This window comes from Streptomyces sp. NBC_00464, assembly GCF_036013915.1.
In the GTDB taxonomy this organism is placed as follows: Bacteria; Actinomycetota; Actinomycetes; order Streptomycetales; family Streptomycetaceae; genus Streptomyces.
Genome location: NZ_CP107899.1, coordinates 1,906,249 through 1,920,600, shown reverse-complemented (window position 1 = coordinate 1,920,600; position 14,352 = coordinate 1,906,249). Strand labels below are relative to the sequence as shown.

Below are 14,352 nucleotides of genomic sequence, written 5' to 3'. Positions count from 1 at the left end.
GCGCCAGGACGGCGTGTCATCGAGCAGATGCCCGTTTGATCTGGAGAATGACACCCCTTTTGAGTGGCTGACCCCCGTAACCCTTGCCACTCGGAGGGTTGAACGTCCCTGCCGGACCATGGAAAAGCACCGGATGACTACCCATCCGACTGCTTGCCACCCGCACGAGTGCCCGCCGCGGCCGTGGCCTTGGAGCCGCCGGGCGGACCGGCACCCGCACCCTTACCACCTGCCCCGGGGGTCTCGAAAGACTCCAACGCCTCCAGGACGTCCTGGACACGGGAGATCTCCGTGTTGATGTCCGCGCGCCGGCGCACCAGGACATCGAGCTCGCGCCGGCCCTCGTCCACCGTGTGCTTGGCCTCGGCCTCCGCGTCGGCCCGCAGCTTCTCGGCCTCGCGCACCAGACTGGCCTTCTTCTGCTCGGCCTCCTTGAGCAGCGACTCGGCCCGCTTCACGGCGGCGATCCGGACCTTGCTCGCCTCCGAGTTGGCGTCGGACAGCAGCTCCTTGGCCTTCGCCGCGGCCTCGTCGCGCTGCTCGGTCGCCGCCTTCATCAGATTGTCGACGCGCTCGCCGGCCGTCTTCATCTGCTCGGACGTCTCGCGCCGGGCGCGGTCGTGCAGCTCCTCGATCTCGGTCTCCAGGCGCGTCCTGAGCTCCTCGGCCCGCTCCCGGATCTGGGTGGCGTCCCGGCGGGCACCGACCAGCAGCTCGTCCGCGTCCGTCCGGGCCCGCTCCACCAGGGTGTTGCCCTCGACAGTCGCCTCGGAGGTGATCCGCACAGCCTCCTTGCGGGCCGCCCCGACCATCGTGTCGGCCTGCGCCTCGGCCTCGGTGGCGGCGCGCAGCGCCTCCTCCTGGGCCTTGTTGATGAGCTGGTCCGCCTGCTCGGCGGCGTCGGCACGGCGCTTCGACGCGGACTCGCGCGCCTCGTCCAGCAGCCGGTCCGCCTCCTGACGGGCCTCGGCGCGCATCTGCTCGGCCGCCGCCTCGGCGTCGGCACGCAGCCGCTCCGACTCCTCGCGGGTACGGGCCGCGTGCTCCTGTGCGGAACCGACGGTCGCCGACGCCTCCGCCCGCAGCCGCTCGGCCTCACCCGCCGCCTCGTCACCGAGGCGGGCCGCCTGCTGCGTCGCCTCGTTGCGTACCCGATCGGCCTCGGCCGTGGCCTCGGACACCAGGCTGTCGGCCTGCTCCGCGGCCTGGGACCGCATCCGGTTGGCGTCCTCGCGGGCCTCGGCCCGGCTGCGCGACGCGTCCTGCTCGGCGGACGCCAGGGCGTCGGACGCCTCCGTACGCATCCGCTGGCTGTACTCCGCGGTGTCGGCCCGCAGTTTCTCCGACTCGGCGATCGCGTCGGACACCGTCCGCTCGGCCATCGCCGTCGCGGCCTCGGTCTCCTCCTGCGCCACCCGCCGGACCCGGGCCGCGTCCTCGCCGGCCCGCTCCCGCTCCGCGTAGGCATCGGAACGGACCCGGTCCGCCTCCTCCTGCGCCTCGGACTTCGTCCGCTCCGCGACATGCTCGGCGGTGGAGCGCAGCCCGGCGATCTCCGCCTCGGCCTGCTCCTGGAGCCCGCTGACCGAATCCCGCACCTGCTGAGCGGTCTGCTCGGCCGCGGAGACCATCTCGGTCGCCCGTGCGTCCGCCTCCTCGACCAGGCGCTGGGCCTCGGCCTGCGCCTCCTCGACCCGCTTGCGGGCAGAGGCCAGCAGCTCCTCGCTCTGCTCGCGGGCCCGCTCGCGCTCCTGGTTGGCCTCGCTCCGGGCCGCGTCCAGGGTCTCCTCGGCCTCGCGACGGCGCCGGTTCGCCTCCTCCTGGGCGGCGGCCAGCGCCTCGGCGGCCTCCGCACCCACGCGCTCGGCGGCGGCCGCGGCCTCCGACCGCACCCGGTCGGCACTCTCCTGCGCCTCGGTCTTCAGCCGCTCGGCCTCGGCTGCCGCCTCGCCGCGCAGCCGTACGGCGACGGACTCGCCCTCCGCGCGGGACTGCGCGGCGTCGGCCGCGGCCTCGTCGCGCAGCCGCTGGGCCTCGGCCTCGGACTGTTCCTGGAGCGTGCGCAGCCGCTCGGCGGCCTCCGCGCGCAGCCGCTCGGACTCCTCGTTGGTCTCGCGCCGGATGCGCTCCGCGTCGGTGCGTGCCTCGCCCAGCGTCTGCTCGGCGGTGGTGACCCGGGTCTCGGCCTCGCTGTGCAGCCGGGTCAGCTCGTCGGCCGCCTCCGCCTGCCGGGCCGCGATCGCGCGCTCGGTCTCCTCGCGCAGCTCCGCCGCCGCCTGCTCGGCAGCGGCCGTCGCCGACCGGGCCTGCTCCTCGGACTCGGTACGCAACTGCTCGGCCTCGGCGCGGGCCCGCTCCAGGGCCTCCTCCGCCTGCTTCTTCAGCGCCGCAGCCCGCTCGGTGGCCTCGCTGCGGACCCGCTCGCTCTCGGTGCCCGCGGCGCCGCGCAGCTCCTCCGCGTCCGCCTTGGCCTTGGCCAGCAGCTCCTCGGCGGTCCTCGCGCCCTCCTCGATCTGCTGGAGGGCCTCGCGACGGGCCTCGCCGCGGATCCGCTCGCCCTCGGCGACCGCCTCGGAGCGCAGCTGCTCGGCCTCGCCGCGCAGCCTGCGGGCCTCCTCCTGGAGCTCGACCGTCTTGGCCCGGTACTCCTTGGTGTCGTCCTTGGCCGCGCCCTTGAGCTGGTCGGCCTGCTCGGTGGCCTCGCCCCGCAGCCGGTCCGCCTCGGCCTCCGCCTCGCGGCGGATCCGGTCGGCCTCCTCACTCGCCGCCCGGGTGGTCGACTTGGCGTCGTCGGACGCCTTGGTCAGCACCTCCTCGGCGGCACGGGCCGCCTTGGCGAGCTGGGCCGCGGCGTCCTCGGCGGCGGCGGTGCGCGCGGTGTCGGCCGCCTCGGAACGGAGCCGGTCCGCCTCGGCGCGGGCATCGGCGAGCGCCTGCTCGGCCTCCGCCTTGAGGGCCTCGGCGTCCTTGGTGGCCTCGCCGACCAGCCGGGCGATCTCCGACTTGGCGGTACGGGTGCGCTGCTCGTTCTGCGACTCGGCACCGGCCAGCCGCTTGACCGCGGCCTCCTTCGCCTCGGACAGCACCTTCTCGGCCTCGACGCGCGCCTCGCGCAGCTGCGTCTCGGCCTCCTGCATGCGCTGCTCGGCGGCCCGGTTCAGCTCGGTGGTCCGCTGCCGGGTCTGCTCGGTCTCGGCCGTCGTCGACGTACGCAGCTGCTCGGCGTGGGCGGTGGCCTCCTGCGCCTGGCTGGAGGCGGCGCCCAGCATCCGCTCGGCGTCCTTGCGGGCGCGCAGCAGGATCGACTCGGCCTCGGAGCGGGCGGACTCGGCCTCGGAGCCGAGGCGCTGTCGCGTCTCGTCGGCCAGCCGGGAGGTTTCGGTACGGGCGGCGCTCAGCGCCTGCTCGGCCTCGGCCCGTGACTCCTCCAGCAGCCGACGGGCCTGGGACTCGGTCCTGGCGCGCAGCTGCTCGGCCCACGCCACGTTCTCGTTGACGTGGGACTCGACGGTCTGGCGGCGCTCCGCCAGCTCCTGGTCGAGCTGCTGGCGGCGCTGCACGGCCTCGTTGTGCAGTTCGGCCTGGAGCCGCGCCTGGTGCTCGGCGTGCTCCTGAAGGATCCGCTGCGTCTGCGCACGGGCGTCGCGCAGCTCGCGCTCGGCGTCGTTGCGCAGCTGGTCGGCCTGGATCTGGGCGTTACGGAGCAACTGCTCCGCCTGGTAACCGATGTCCGCGCTGTCGTAGGCGGGACGGGTCGCCAGACTGCGCCGGGCTTCGTGCAGCTTGGCACGCAAGACCTCGACCTGGTAACCGAGGTCCTCGGCGTGCTGGACGGCCTTCTCCCGGTCGGTCTTCAGCCGGTCCATCTCGGCTTCGAACCGAGAGAGATGGTCGTCTTCAGCTCGGTGGCTCTCCTGGCGTTCGTAGCCCCGCACTGCGCGGTCCCATCCTTCCCCGAGCTCTCAACTCTGTTCGAGCGGGGGAGACCCCAACCCTGATCGCCAACTCCACGAGTACCGCTCGCCGGCGAACGGTCCCCCCGGGGAATGGTGACAGATCAACGGCTGAGGACGCGGCGCGGCCCCGACCCGGCCCCGGCCCGGAACCGCCCACTCTACCGGGCCGGGTATGCCTCGGGTCAGTGCTCCGTCCGGGACGTGACCAGTTCGGTCAGGACGCCGTGGCAGTCCTTGGGGTGCAGGAAGGTGATCCGGGACCCCATCGACCCGGTCCTGGGCTCGTCGTACAGCACCCTGACACCCTTCTCCCGGATGTCCGCGGCGTCCGCGTCGACGTCCGCCGTACCGAAGGCGATGTGGTGCACGCCCTCACCATTCTTGGCCAGCCATTTGCCCACGGCGGAGTCCTCGCGGGTCGGTTCCAGCAGCTGGAGGTACGAGGCGCCGCCGTCCGACGTCTCGTTGATCTTGAGCATGGCCTCCCGTACGCCCTGCTCCTCGTTGATCTCGGAGTGGAACACCTCGAACCCGTAGGTCGAGCGGTAGAACTCGACGGTCTTGTCGAGGTCGAAACAGGCGATCCCGATGTGGTCGATTCGCGTCAGCATGGGACCAGTGCAGCGCTCGGAGCTTGGTTACGCAACGTGCGCGCGATCACACCCGCTGCCGGATGACGGGCGCGGTACTGCTCAGTACATTCATGTAAACCCTCGTTCACTCCTATTCCAAGGGGCTGTGCCTCATGTCAGGAACGACCGGTACCACTTCGGTGATCGTCGCGGGCGCCCGTACGCCCATGGGCCGCCTCCTCGGCTCCCTCAAGAGCTTCTCCGGAGCCGACCTCGGCGGCTTCGCCATCAAGGCGGCGCTGGACCGGGCCGGCATCGGCGGCGACCAGGTCGAGTACGTGATCATGGGGCAGGTGCTCCAGGCCGGGGCAGGGCAGATCCCGGCACGCCAGGCAGCGGTCAAGGCCGGCATCCCGATGAACGTTCCCGCGCTCACCGTCAACAAGGTGTGTCTCTCCGGGCTCGACGCCATCGCCCTGGCCGACCAGCTGATCCGCGCCGGCGAGTTCGACATCGTCGTCGCCGGTGGCCAGGAGTCCATGACGAACGCCCCGCACCTGCTCCCGAAGTCCCGGGAGGGCCACAAGTACGGCGCCATCGAGATGCTCGACTCGATGGCGTACGACGGTCTGACCGACGCCTACGAGAACATCCCGATGGGCGAGTCCACCGAGAAGCACAACACCCGTCTCGGCCTGGCGCGTGCGGCCCAGGACGAGATCGGCGCCCTGTCCCACCAGCGCGCCGCCGCGGCGCAGAAGAACGGTCTCTTCGAGGCCGAGATCACCCCGGTCGAGATCCCGCAGCGCAAGGGCGACCCGGTCCTCTTCTCCAAGGACGAGGGCATCCGCGCCGAGACGACCGTCGAGTCCCTCGGCAGGCTGCGCCCGGCCTTCGCGAAGGACGGCACGATCACGGCCGGCACGTCCTCGCAGATCTCCGACGGCGCCGCCGCCGTCGTCGTCATGAGCAAGGCCAAGGCCGAGGCGCTGGGCCTGGACTGGATCGCCGAGATCGGCGCCCACGGCAACGTGGCCGGTCCGGACAACTCGCTCCAGTCGCAGCCCTCCAACGCCATTCGCCACGCCCTCAAGAAGGAGGGCATCGGCGTCGAGGACCTCGACCTGATCGAGATCAACGAGGCGTTCGCGGCCGTCGCCGTCCAGTCCATGAAGGACCTCGGCGTCACCCCGGACAAGGTCAACGTCAACGGCGGCGCCATCGCGCTCGGCCACCCCATCGGGATGTCCGGCGCCCGTGTGGTGCTGCACCTGGCGCTGGAGCTCAAGCGGCGCGGCGGCGGGACCGGTGCGGCGGCGCTGTGCGGCGGCGGCGGCCAGGGCGATGCGTTGATCATCCGCGTACCGGGCAAGTAGTCGGTACGAGCGAGCGAGGAGGCCGAGCGTGAAGGTGGACGTCCCCACCCTGGTCGAGCAGGCACGGGAGGGCAGGCCACGGGCCGTGGCCCGGCTCATCTCCCTGGTGGAGGGGGCGTCGCCGCAGCTGCGCGAGGTGATGGCGGCGCTGGCACCCCTGGCGGGGAACGCCTGCGTCGTCGGCCTGACCGGATCACCGGGTGTCGGCAAGTCGACATCGACATCGGCGCTCGTCTCCGCCTACCGGCGGCAGGGCAAGCGGGTCGCCGTGCTCGCCGTCGACCCGTCGTCGCCGTTCTCCGGCGGCGCGCTTCTCGGGGACCGGATCCGGATGTCGGACCACGCCTCGGACCCGGGTGTCTACATCCGTTCCATGGCCACGCGCGGTCATCTGGGCGGTCTCGCCTGGTCGGCACCGCAGGCGATCCGAGTGCTGGACGCCGCGGGTTTCGACGTGATCCTGGTGGAGACGGTGGGCGTCGGCCAGTCGGAGGTGGAGATCGCCTCCCAGGCCGACACCTCCGTCGTCCTCCTCGCCCCGGGCATGGGCGACGGCATCCAGGCGGCGAAGGCCGGGATCCTGGAGATCGGCGACGTGTACGTCGTCAACAAGGCCGACCGGGACGGCGCCGACGCCACCGCCCGCGAGCTCAACCACATGCTGGGCCTCGGGGAGTCCCGTGGGCCCGGCGACTGGCGGCCGCCGATCGTGAAGACGGTCGCCGCCCGGGGCGAGGGCATCGACGAGGTCGTCGAGGCGCTGGAGAAGCACCGGGCGTGGATGGAGGAGCACGGCGTCCTGGCCGAGCGGCGCGCGTCCCGCGCCGCCCGGGAGGTCGAGACGATCGCCGTCACCCGGCTCCGCGAACGCATCGGCGACCTGCACGGCGACCGCCGTCTGGACGCCCTCGCCGCACGCATCGTGGCCGGCCGCCTCGATCCGTACGCGGCGGCGGACGAACTGGTGGCGGGGCTCACCGGGGAGGCCTGAGCGCACTGATCCCCGGTCCCGGTGCGGCGTGCGGGCCGCACCGGGACCGGGGAACAGCGCCCGCGCACCGGCCTCAGTCGTCGTCGGAATCGTGCTCGTCGTCCGAGCGGTCCACCGTGACCCGGGCCGACTGCGCGTCCACGTTCAGCTCGTGCGCCCTGCCGTCCTTGCCCCTGACGTCGACCTCCCAGTGCGCCGCCCCGCCGCTGCGGCCCTCCAGCTCGACGGAGGTCACCGTGCCCGGCGACGCCCCGGTCGCGGCGGCGGCCGCCCGGTCGAGCGTGACGGGGGCCGATCGCGGGGCGTGGCGGTCGCGGTCGTCGTTGTCGTCGGACGTGTGCTTCCCGAGCACCTTGCCGCTGCCCGCGTCCACCGTCACGTCGTGCCAGACCTTGTCGGAGCCGTACACGTCGAGCTCCCAGACCAGCCCGCCTTCCTCGTCGTCGAGCTCCGCCTCGGTCACCGTGCCCGGGACGGCCCGGAGGGCGGACGCGGCGGCTTCGCCGACGGAGACACGGGCCGTATCGCTGCCCGAGGCGCCGCCGTCGTCGTCCGCGAAGGCCACGGCGGTGGCGGCTCCGCCGCCGACCAGCACGGCAGCGGTGACGGTGGCGATGACGATCTTTCGCTTCATGAGGGTTTCCTCCCCGATCGGGTCAGTCCGTTGCGATGCGGTCCACACTGCCGAGGAGATGCTGAACGCAGCCTGAAGCCACCTGAAGCCTTCTTCAGCTTCGGTTTGCGACGCTGTGCACATGCGCCTGTTGATCGTGGAGGACGAGAAGCGGCTGGCGATCTCCCTGGCCAGGGGGCTCACCGCCGAGGGCTTCGCCGTGGACGTGGTCCACGACGGCCTGGAAGGGCTGCACCGGGCCTCCGACGGGGCCTACGACCTCGTCGTCCTCGACATCATGCTGCCGGGCATGAACGGCTACCGGGTCTGCGCCGCCCTGCGCGCCGCCGGCCACGAGGTGCCCATCCTGATGCTGACCGCGAAGGACGGGGAGTACGACGAGGCCGAGGGGCTCGACACCGGAGCCGACGACTACCTGACCAAGCCCTTCAGCTACGTCGTCCTGGTCGCCCGGGTCCGGGCGCTGCTGCGGCGCCGGGGCGGCTCCGCCTCGCCGGTGGTCACCGTCGGCACCCTGCGCATGGACACCGCGGCCCGCCGGGTCCACCTGGGCGAGGACGAGATCACCCTCACCGCGAAGGAGTTCGCCGTGCTGGAACAGTTCGCGCTGCGGGCCGGCCAGGTGGTGAGCAAGGCGGACATCCTGGAACACGTCTGGGACTTCGCCTACGACGGCGACCCGAACATCGTCGAGGTGTACGTCAGCGCCCTGCGCCGCAAGCTCGGCGCTGCCTCCATCCGTACGGTGCGCGGCGCCGGCTACCGGCTGGAGGCGCTGTGAGATCCGTACGGGCCAGGGCGGCGCTCGGTGCCACCGTGGTCGTCGCCCTCGCGCTGGCCGCGGCAGGCCTCGCCGTTCTCCTCGTCCTGCGCGCCAACCTCACCGACCAGGCGGGCCTCCAGGCCGAGGTGGCGGCCCGGGAGGTCGCCGGCCAGCTGGCCCTGAACGTGCCGTACGACGAGCTGAAGACGGGCGACGAGGAGGAGCATCCCGTCCAGGTGACCGACGAGGACGGCCGGGTGGTGGCCGTCTCCAAGGACCTGGAGGCGATCTCCGGCACCGGTACGGACCGGGTCACGCCCGAGCCCGGCGCCTCGGCCGGGGGCGACCGCGAGGACGACGGCGAGGGACGCGACGACGATGACGACGGGGCGGGCGGCGCCGACCCCGCCCGCGGTGAGGTCTCCACCGACGACCCCGACTTCGCCAACGGCACCGCCACGGTCGACGGAGACCGCGCCGAATACCGGTTCGCCTCCGTCGAGGCCACGAACGAGGCGGGGCTCACCCTGACCGTCCACGCGGGCGCCCCGCTCGCCGCGGAGCAGCGGGCCGTTGCCAGCGTGCGCGGGGCGATGCTGGCCGGGCTGCCCGTCGTGCTCCTCGTCGTCGCCGGAGTGACCTGGCTGGTGACACGGCGGGCGCTGCGCCCGGTCGAGGGCATCCGGCGCGAGATGGCCGCGATCACCGCGTCCGAGGATCTGAGCCGGCGGGTGCCGGAGCCCGGTTCGCGCGACGAGATCGCGCGGCTGGCCCGTACGACCAACGAGACGCTCACCGCGCTGGAGGCCTCCGTCGACCGGCAGCGGCGCTTCGTCGCCGACGCCTCGCACGAACTGCGCAGCCCGATCGCCTCGTTGCGCACCCAGCTGGAGGTGGGCGCCGCACACCCGGAGCTGCTGGATGTGCCGGGTGCGGTCGCCGACACCGTACGGCTCCAGGAGCTGGCCGCCGGTCTGCTGCTGCTGGCCAGGCTGGACGCGGGGGAGCGGCCGGGCACGGGCCGGCTGGATCTCGGTGCGCTGGTCCACGAGGAGGTCTCGCAGCGCACCGGCGACCGCATCCCGGTGACGGTGTCCGTGCCGGCGGGCGGCGGTTTCGAGGCGAGCGGTTCCCGCGCGCAGCTGGCCCGGGTGCTCGGCAACCTGCTGGACAACGCCGAGCGGCACGCGCGTTCTGCGGTCGCGGTCGCCGTGCGCGCGGAGGGCGGCGGTGTGGCCGTGGAGGTCACCGACGACGGGGACGGGGTTCCCGGGGCCGAGCGCGAGCGGATCTTCGAACGCTTCGTACGCCTCGACGACGCCCGCACCCGCGACGAGGGCGGAGCGGGACTGGGCCTCGCCATCGCCCGCGATGTGGCCGTCCGGCACGGGGGCCGGCTGACGGTGACGGATGCGGGGGAGCGGGGCGCCCGGTTCACGCTGTGGCTGCCGGACGCCCGCTGAACACCCCGGTGGATCAGAGCTTGCCGCGCCGCCCGCGCAGATGGTCGGCGACCGGGGTCAGGGCCGCGTGCAGCTGCTCCAGGGCCTCGGGCGTCAGCAGGTCCATGAAGTGCTTGCGCACCGACGCCACGTGGTGCGGGGCGACCTTGCGCATCGTCTCGGCGCCGGTCTCGGTGAGGACGGCGTACAGCCCCCGGCGGTCGGACTCGCAGTTCTCCCGGCGGACCAGGCCCGCGCTCTCCATGCGGGTGATCTGGTGCGAGAGCCTGCTCTTGGACTGCAGCGTGGCACCGGCGAGGTCACTCATCCGCATGCGCTGGTCGTCCGACTCCGAGAGGTTGACGAGGATCTCGTAGTCGTTCATGGTCAGGCCGAACGGCTGGAGGTCCTTCTCCAGTTGGTGCGTCAGCAGCCTGCCGACGTCCAGGTGGGTGCGCCAGGCGCACTGCTCCGCGTCGCTCAGCCAGCGGGTGGCCGTCTCGGTCTCCATATATGGATTCTACCTAAGAAGTTGAAAGCTGGACGAAGTGGGGGAATGTGACGCCGAGCACGCGCTCGCAGGCTGGGCGCAGACGGTCGACGTCACACTCCGCAGGGTACCGCTCACCAACCGAGGCGACGCTGGAGATCCCCCCGCTGACCGGGTGTGCGGGGTCCGGATCCAGGTTGACCCGCCCCCGGGACTCCCGCCTGCTGCGGCACGGCCCCCGTCGGCTGCTCGGCCATCAGCGCCTCGCTGGACTGGAGCAGCACCGTACCGGCGCCCACGAACTCGAACTGGTGCTCCTCGCCCGAGGCGCCCCCGATCCCGGTGAACGCCCGCAGCCCGCCCAGCACGCCCGTCATGTAGCCGTGGTCGTAGTGGTGGCACGGCGAGGGGCAGTCCGCCCAGCCCACCAGCGCCTGCGGGTCGACCCGCAGCGGCGGCTCCATGAAGACCACCGGACCGTTGGAGGCGGCGACGAACTTCCCCGTGCCGATCAGCGTCAGGAACCCCGGCACGATCGACTGCTTCAGCGCCAGCGTCGGCTGATAGGCGAGGAGGTTGCCGGACCGGATCGTCAGATTCCCGTCGTCCAGGTCGTACGAGTTCACATCGAAGGCCCGGTCCGCGAGCAGCATCTTCCCGCTGCCCTCGGCCACCACCCAGTCGCTCGCGTGCAGCGGCGAGTGGAAGCTCGTACGGACCAGACCCTGGAAGCGGCCGTGGCCGATGCCGTTGAACTCGATCCGCCCGTAATAGGCGATCATCTTGCCCTTCTGCAGGAACCACTGGCTCCCCTTGAGCTCCACACAGAAGGTGTACGCGTTGACGTTGTCGTCCGACGGCAGCGTCATCGGGTCGAAGACCACGGGCGTGCTCACAGCTTCTCCTCCGAGGCCTGGACGTACACCGCACCACTGCCGCTGAGCTCCAGCTGGAACCCCTCGCCGGAACCCCGCCCCACCATCTCGCGCCAGCCCAGCGCGGTGGAGAGCTTGTTGGTCACGTCGCCGTGGTGCGCGACATACGCCTGCGGGTCCACATGCACCTCGCGGCCCGGCGTGATCGGCAGCTCGATGACCCCGCCGTGCGCCATCACCGCCACCGCGCCGTGCCCCTTGAGCGTCGTGGTGAACAGGCCCTGCCCGCTCACCTGGCCGCGCACCATGCCCATCACGCCGCCCTGCGAGCCCATGAACATCGTGCCCTGCTGCAGTGCCCCGTCGAAGGCGAGCAGCCGGTCGGCCTCCACATAGAGGGTGTCCCCGGCCAGGTTGATCACCTGGATGTGGTGACCGCCGTGGCCGAACATCACCGTGCCGTTTCCCTCGACCGTCATCAGCGGGGTCGCCTCGTTCGCCAGCCGGCGGCCGATCATCGACATCACACCGCCCTGGCCGCCCTGGATGTTCGGCGTGAACGACACCTCGCCCCGGTAGGCCAGCATCGCGCCGCGCTGGCTGAACATCTTCTGGCCGGGGATCACCGTCGCCTCGACCATCTTCGAGTTGATCTCGCGGAACGGCATCAGACGTTGCCCCCGATCGTGTTCCGCTCGCTGGGCTGGACGTAGACGAGTCCTTCGCCCTCGAACCGGATCTGGAAGGACTCGCCCGATCCCTCGCCCATCAGCGTCCTGAAGTTCACCCCGGACTGGAAGTGCTGCTGGAGGTTGCCCTGATGGGCGATGTAGGCGCCCGGGTCGACGAAGAGCGGGTACTGGGCGGAGACCCGCAGGGCCACGGCCGAGCCGTCCGACATGATCGCCGCCTGGCCGGTTCCCTCGACGGTGGTGGTGAACAGGCCGTTGCCCGCCGCGCTGCCGCGCATCCCGGTGAAGGTGGTGCCGGTGCGCAGTCCGGCGTCGGTGCAGAGCAGATTGCTCGCTTCGACGTACAGCTTGTCGCCGTGCAGCGAGACGAGACTGATCTCGCTCGCGCGGTCGGCGAAGAAGCAGGTGCCCTGCCCGGTCACCTCCATCACGGCCATCTGCTCGCCGGTCAGCCGGCGGGTCACCATGCCGCGCAGGCCCTCACCCCCGCCGGTCATCTTCTTGAACGTCATCCGGCCGTCGTACGCGACCATCGAGCCGTTCTTCGCCTTGACGGTGTCGCCGGTCAGGTCGACGGCGAGCGTCTTGCTGCCTTGGAGTCGGAACATTGCCACCCGGCGAAGGTAGCGGCAGGTGCCGCCGCCGGAACAGGGCGTGTCACCCGATCCGGCCCCCTGAACCGCCCCTGATACGCATCCGGTACCGGACCCGGACGCAATCGGGACGTATCTCTTACGGAGGGAGCGCTGCGGGCCCGCCCCCGCCGCCGGACACCGCGAGCGGCGATGCCACAATGGGTGCCGCTTGTGCCTGCGTTCACAAGCTGTCACCGTCCTCCCACCGAAGGTGCCCCCGTGGACATCAAGACCGCTACCGCCCTGCACCGGCTGCGCCTCATCTCGATTCCCGAGGCGCTCTCCTTCCCGGCGCTGATCCTCTTCGGCTCGGTCCTGAGCCGGGTCTCCGACATCGACTTCCTGATGATGCCGCTCGGCATGCTGCACGGCGTGCTGTTCGTGATCTACGTCGTCCTGCTGCTGGACGTCTGGAACAAGACCAAGTGGCCGCTCAAGCGCGTCGCGTTCTTCTTCCTGCTCTGCGTGCTGCCCTTCGGCGGCCTGTACGGCGACAAGGTGCTCAAGCGCTACGAGGCCGACGGCGTCATCGCCGCGCGGGCCCGCCGGGAAGGCACGGTCAGCGCATGATCGTCGCCTTCTCCGTCAGCCCGCTGGGTGTGGGCGAGGACGTCGGCGAGTACGTCGCCGACGCCGTCCGGGTCGTCCGCGAGTCGGGGCTGCCCAACCGCACGGACGCCATGTTCACCTCCATCGAAGGTGAGTGGGACGAGGTCATGGACGTCGTCAAGCGCGCCGTCGCGGCCGTGGAGGCGCGCGCCGGACGGGTCTCCCTCGTGCTCAAGGCCGATATCCGCCCGGGTGTCACCGACGGTCTGACCTCGAAGGTCGAGACGGTCGAGCGGTACCTGGCGGACTGACGCCACGTCCGCCCGTACGTAAGGAGCCCCCTGCCGCAGATCCGGCCGGGGGCTCCGCTCATTGCGGCACGGCCAGCGCGATGCCGAGCGGCGTCCGTTCGTACAGCACCTGGTGTCCGTACCTGCGCGACGTCAGCAGCCCGGCCGCCCGGAGCACCGACAGATGCTCCGAGACGGAGGACGGCGCGAGGCCGAGCCGGTGGGCGAGCGCGCTGGTGCCCGCCGGCTCGTCGAGCGCGCACAGGACATCGGCCCGCGCCCGTCCGAGCAGCCGGGCGAGCACTTCCGGGGTGCTGTCGCCCGGCTCCGTCCACAGTCCGCCGATGCCCCGTGCCGGGTAGATCACCGCGGGCTGCCAGGGATCCTCGAAACCGCCGACCGCGTCCGGCCAGGCGAAGACGGACGGCATCAGGACGAGACCCTGCCCGCCGAGCACCCGGGAGTGGCGGGCGCGCGTACGGGTGAGGGTGAGCGTCGAGTCCGCCCAGCGCAGCTGCGGGCTCAGCTCGCCCAGCAGCCGCTCGAAGCCGACCGCCGCGAGCCGCCGCGAGTGATAGGCCACATCCGCCTCCAGCAGGGCGCGCAGCCGGGGCCAGTGAGGCTCGATCAGCACCCGCCAGGCCTGCTCCAGCAGGTCGGCCAGTTCCCGCACGGCCCGCTCGGGATCGGCCAGCAGGGTCTGCCCGGCGGGGGAGCGCAGCACCTCGGGCCGGTCCGCCAGCGACCGGGCCATGTCCTGGCCGGCCAGCCGGGGATCGATGGCCCGCACCCCCGCGATCTCCTCCTCGAAGGAGGCGAGGGGCCCGATCGGCGGCGGGCAGAAGAAGTCCGGACTGTGGCCGCCCTCCGCCATCAGCAGCCACAGCGGCTCCAGACCGAGCCCGGCGGCCGCGCCCCGGATCCTGCGCAGCCACGGCAGGTGATACCCCTGCCGTTCGGGCCGCCCCAGCACCCGCACGGCGGCCTGCGTCTCCCAGAGTGGTGAGACCGCGAAGCGGCAGCGCAGCAGATCGCTCTCGTCGAAGTGCAGATGGACGGGCATGTCTCGGTCTCGGGTCGCGAAGAT

General features: G+C 72.0%; 14 protein-coding genes. 6 read left to right on the top strand and 8 right to left on the bottom strand.

Going from position 1 to position 14,352, the window contains the following annotated elements; all coding sequences use genetic code 11:
• Nucleotides 1-137: 137 nt before the first annotated feature.
• Together scy and mce are read right to left on the bottom strand one after the other, a co-directional pair.
• The gene (gene scy / locus OG912_RS08155) at nt 138-3,935 is read right to left on the bottom strand and encodes a polarized growth protein Scy (protein WP_327708791.1); all 3,798 of its coding nucleotides are present in this window, start codon (nt 3,933-3,935) and stop codon (nt 138-140) included.
• Between the two features lie 203 nt (nt 3,936-4,138).
• Nucleotides 4,139-4,567 (bottom strand): methylmalonyl-CoA epimerase, encoded by a 429-nt coding sequence (gene mce / locus OG912_RS08150; protein WP_136328730.1) that lies wholly within the window; start codon nt 4,565-4,567, stop codon nt 4,139-4,141.
• 134 nt (nt 4,568-4,701) lie between these two features.
• On the opposite strand from mce, the gene OG912_RS08145 reads away from it, so the two are divergent.
• On the top strand, nt 4,702-5,904 hold the full coding sequence (locus OG912_RS08145) for an acetyl-CoA C-acetyltransferase (protein WP_327708790.1): 1,203 nt from the start codon (nt 4,702-4,704) through the stop codon (nt 5,902-5,904).
• Nucleotides 5,905-5,932: 28 nt separating this feature from the next.
• Entirely contained in the window at nt 5,933-6,895 is a 963-nt protein-coding gene (gene meaB, locus OG912_RS08140; RefSeq protein ID WP_326738814.1) for a methylmalonyl Co-A mutase-associated GTPase MeaB, read from the top strand.
• A 73-nt stretch (nt 6,896-6,968) separates the two neighbouring features.
• Here meaB and OG912_RS08135 read toward each other — a convergent pair whose 3' ends face one another.
• Nucleotides 6,969-7,529: a PepSY domain-containing protein gene (locus tag OG912_RS08135; protein ID WP_327708789.1), complete on the bottom strand. Its 561-nt coding sequence runs from the start codon at nt 7,527-7,529 to the stop codon at nt 6,969-6,971.
• Nucleotides 7,530-7,650: 121 nt separating this feature from the next.
• Here OG912_RS08135 and OG912_RS08130 point away from each other — a divergent pair, with 121 nt between their 5' ends.
• Both OG912_RS08130 and OG912_RS08125 read left to right on the top strand, forming a co-directional pair.
• Complete coding sequence (locus OG912_RS08130; RefSeq protein ID WP_326738816.1) at nt 7,651-8,310, top strand: response regulator transcription factor; 660 nt, start codon at nt 7,651-7,653, stop codon at nt 8,308-8,310.
• On the top strand, nt 8,307-9,755 hold the full coding sequence (locus OG912_RS08125; protein WP_327708788.1) for a sensor histidine kinase: 1,449 nt from the start codon (nt 8,307-8,309) through the stop codon (nt 9,753-9,755). Before OG912_RS08130 ends, OG912_RS08125 begins: the two co-directional genes overlap by 4 nt.
• Before the next feature lie 13 nt (nt 9,756-9,768).
• On the opposite strand, the gene OG912_RS08120 is transcribed toward OG912_RS08125, so the two are convergent.
• From OG912_RS08120 to OG912_RS08105, 4 genes are all read right to left on the bottom strand, one after another.
• Nucleotides 9,769-10,245 (bottom strand): MarR family winged helix-turn-helix transcriptional regulator, encoded by a 477-nt coding sequence (locus tag OG912_RS08120; RefSeq protein ID WP_148020767.1) that lies wholly within the window; start codon nt 10,243-10,245, stop codon nt 9,769-9,771.
• 113 nt (nt 10,246-10,358) lie between these two features.
• Complete coding sequence (locus tag OG912_RS08115) at nt 10,359-11,120, bottom strand: AIM24 family protein (protein ID WP_327708787.1); 762 nt, start codon at nt 11,118-11,120, stop codon at nt 10,359-10,361.
• Nucleotides 11,117-11,767, bottom strand: a complete 651-nt coding sequence (locus OG912_RS08110) for an AIM24 family protein (protein ID WP_326738819.1) — start codon at nt 11,765-11,767, stop codon at nt 11,117-11,119. The genes OG912_RS08115 and OG912_RS08110 overlap by 4 nt, the downstream gene beginning before the upstream one ends.
• The gene (locus OG912_RS08105; RefSeq protein WP_327713371.1) at nt 11,767-12,399 is read right to left on the bottom strand and encodes an AIM24 family protein; all 633 of its coding nucleotides are present in this window, start codon (nt 12,397-12,399) and stop codon (nt 11,767-11,769) included. Before OG912_RS08105 ends, OG912_RS08110 begins: the two co-directional genes overlap by 1 nt.
• Nucleotides 12,400-12,645: 246 nt before the next feature.
• Here OG912_RS08105 and OG912_RS08100 point away from each other — a divergent pair, with 246 nt between their 5' ends.
• Both OG912_RS08100 and OG912_RS08095 read left to right on the top strand, forming a co-directional pair.
• A complete protein-coding gene (locus OG912_RS08100) occupies nt 12,646-12,996 on the top strand; it encodes a DUF3817 domain-containing protein (protein WP_266782985.1) in 351 nt (116 codons plus the stop codon).
• Complete coding sequence (locus OG912_RS08095) at nt 12,993-13,286, top strand: MTH1187 family thiamine-binding protein (RefSeq protein ID WP_030971479.1); 294 nt, start codon at nt 12,993-12,995, stop codon at nt 13,284-13,286. The genes OG912_RS08100 and OG912_RS08095 overlap by 4 nt, the downstream gene beginning before the upstream one ends.
• A 58-nt stretch (nt 13,287-13,344) precedes the next feature.
• Here the strand turns inward: OG912_RS08095 and OG912_RS08090 are convergent, their stop codons facing one another.
• Nucleotides 13,345-14,328, bottom strand: a complete 984-nt coding sequence (locus OG912_RS08090; RefSeq protein WP_327708786.1) for an ArsR/SmtB family transcription factor — start codon at nt 14,326-14,328, stop codon at nt 13,345-13,347.
• Nucleotides 14,329-14,352: the final 24 nt, after the last annotated feature.

Bases quoted from the DNA above. Each gene is read 5' to 3' on its own strand.
- mce (WP_136328730.1), bottom strand. From the start codon at position 4,567: ATGCTGACGCGAATCGACCACATCGGGATCGCCTGTTTCGACCTCGAC.
- OG912_RS08145 (WP_327708790.1), top strand. From the start codon at position 4,702: ATGTCAGGAACGACCGGTACCACTTCGGTGATCGTCGCGGGCGCCCGT.
- OG912_RS08135 (WP_327708789.1), bottom strand. From the start codon at position 7,529: ATGAAGCGAAAGATCGTCATCGCCACCGTCACCGCTGCCGTGCTGGTC.
- OG912_RS08130 (WP_326738816.1), top strand. From the start codon at position 7,651: ATGCGCCTGTTGATCGTGGAGGACGAGAAGCGGCTGGCGATCTCCCTG.
- OG912_RS08120 (WP_148020767.1), bottom strand. From the start codon at position 10,245: ATGGAGACCGAGACGGCCACCCGCTGGCTGAGCGACGCGGAGCAGTGC.
- OG912_RS08110 (WP_326738819.1), bottom strand. From the start codon at position 11,767: ATGCCGTTCCGCGAGATCAACTCGAAGATGGTCGAGGCGACGGTGATC.
- OG912_RS08105 (WP_327713371.1), bottom strand. From the start codon at position 12,399: ATGTTCCGACTCCAAGGCAGCAAGACGCTCGCCGTCGACCTGACCGGC.
- OG912_RS08095 (WP_030971479.1), top strand. From the start codon at position 12,993: ATGATCGTCGCCTTCTCCGTCAGCCCGCTGGGTGTGGGCGAGGACGTC.
- OG912_RS08090 (WP_327708786.1), bottom strand. From the start codon at position 14,328: ATGCCCGTCCATCTGCACTTCGACGAGAGCGATCTGCTGCGCTGCCGC.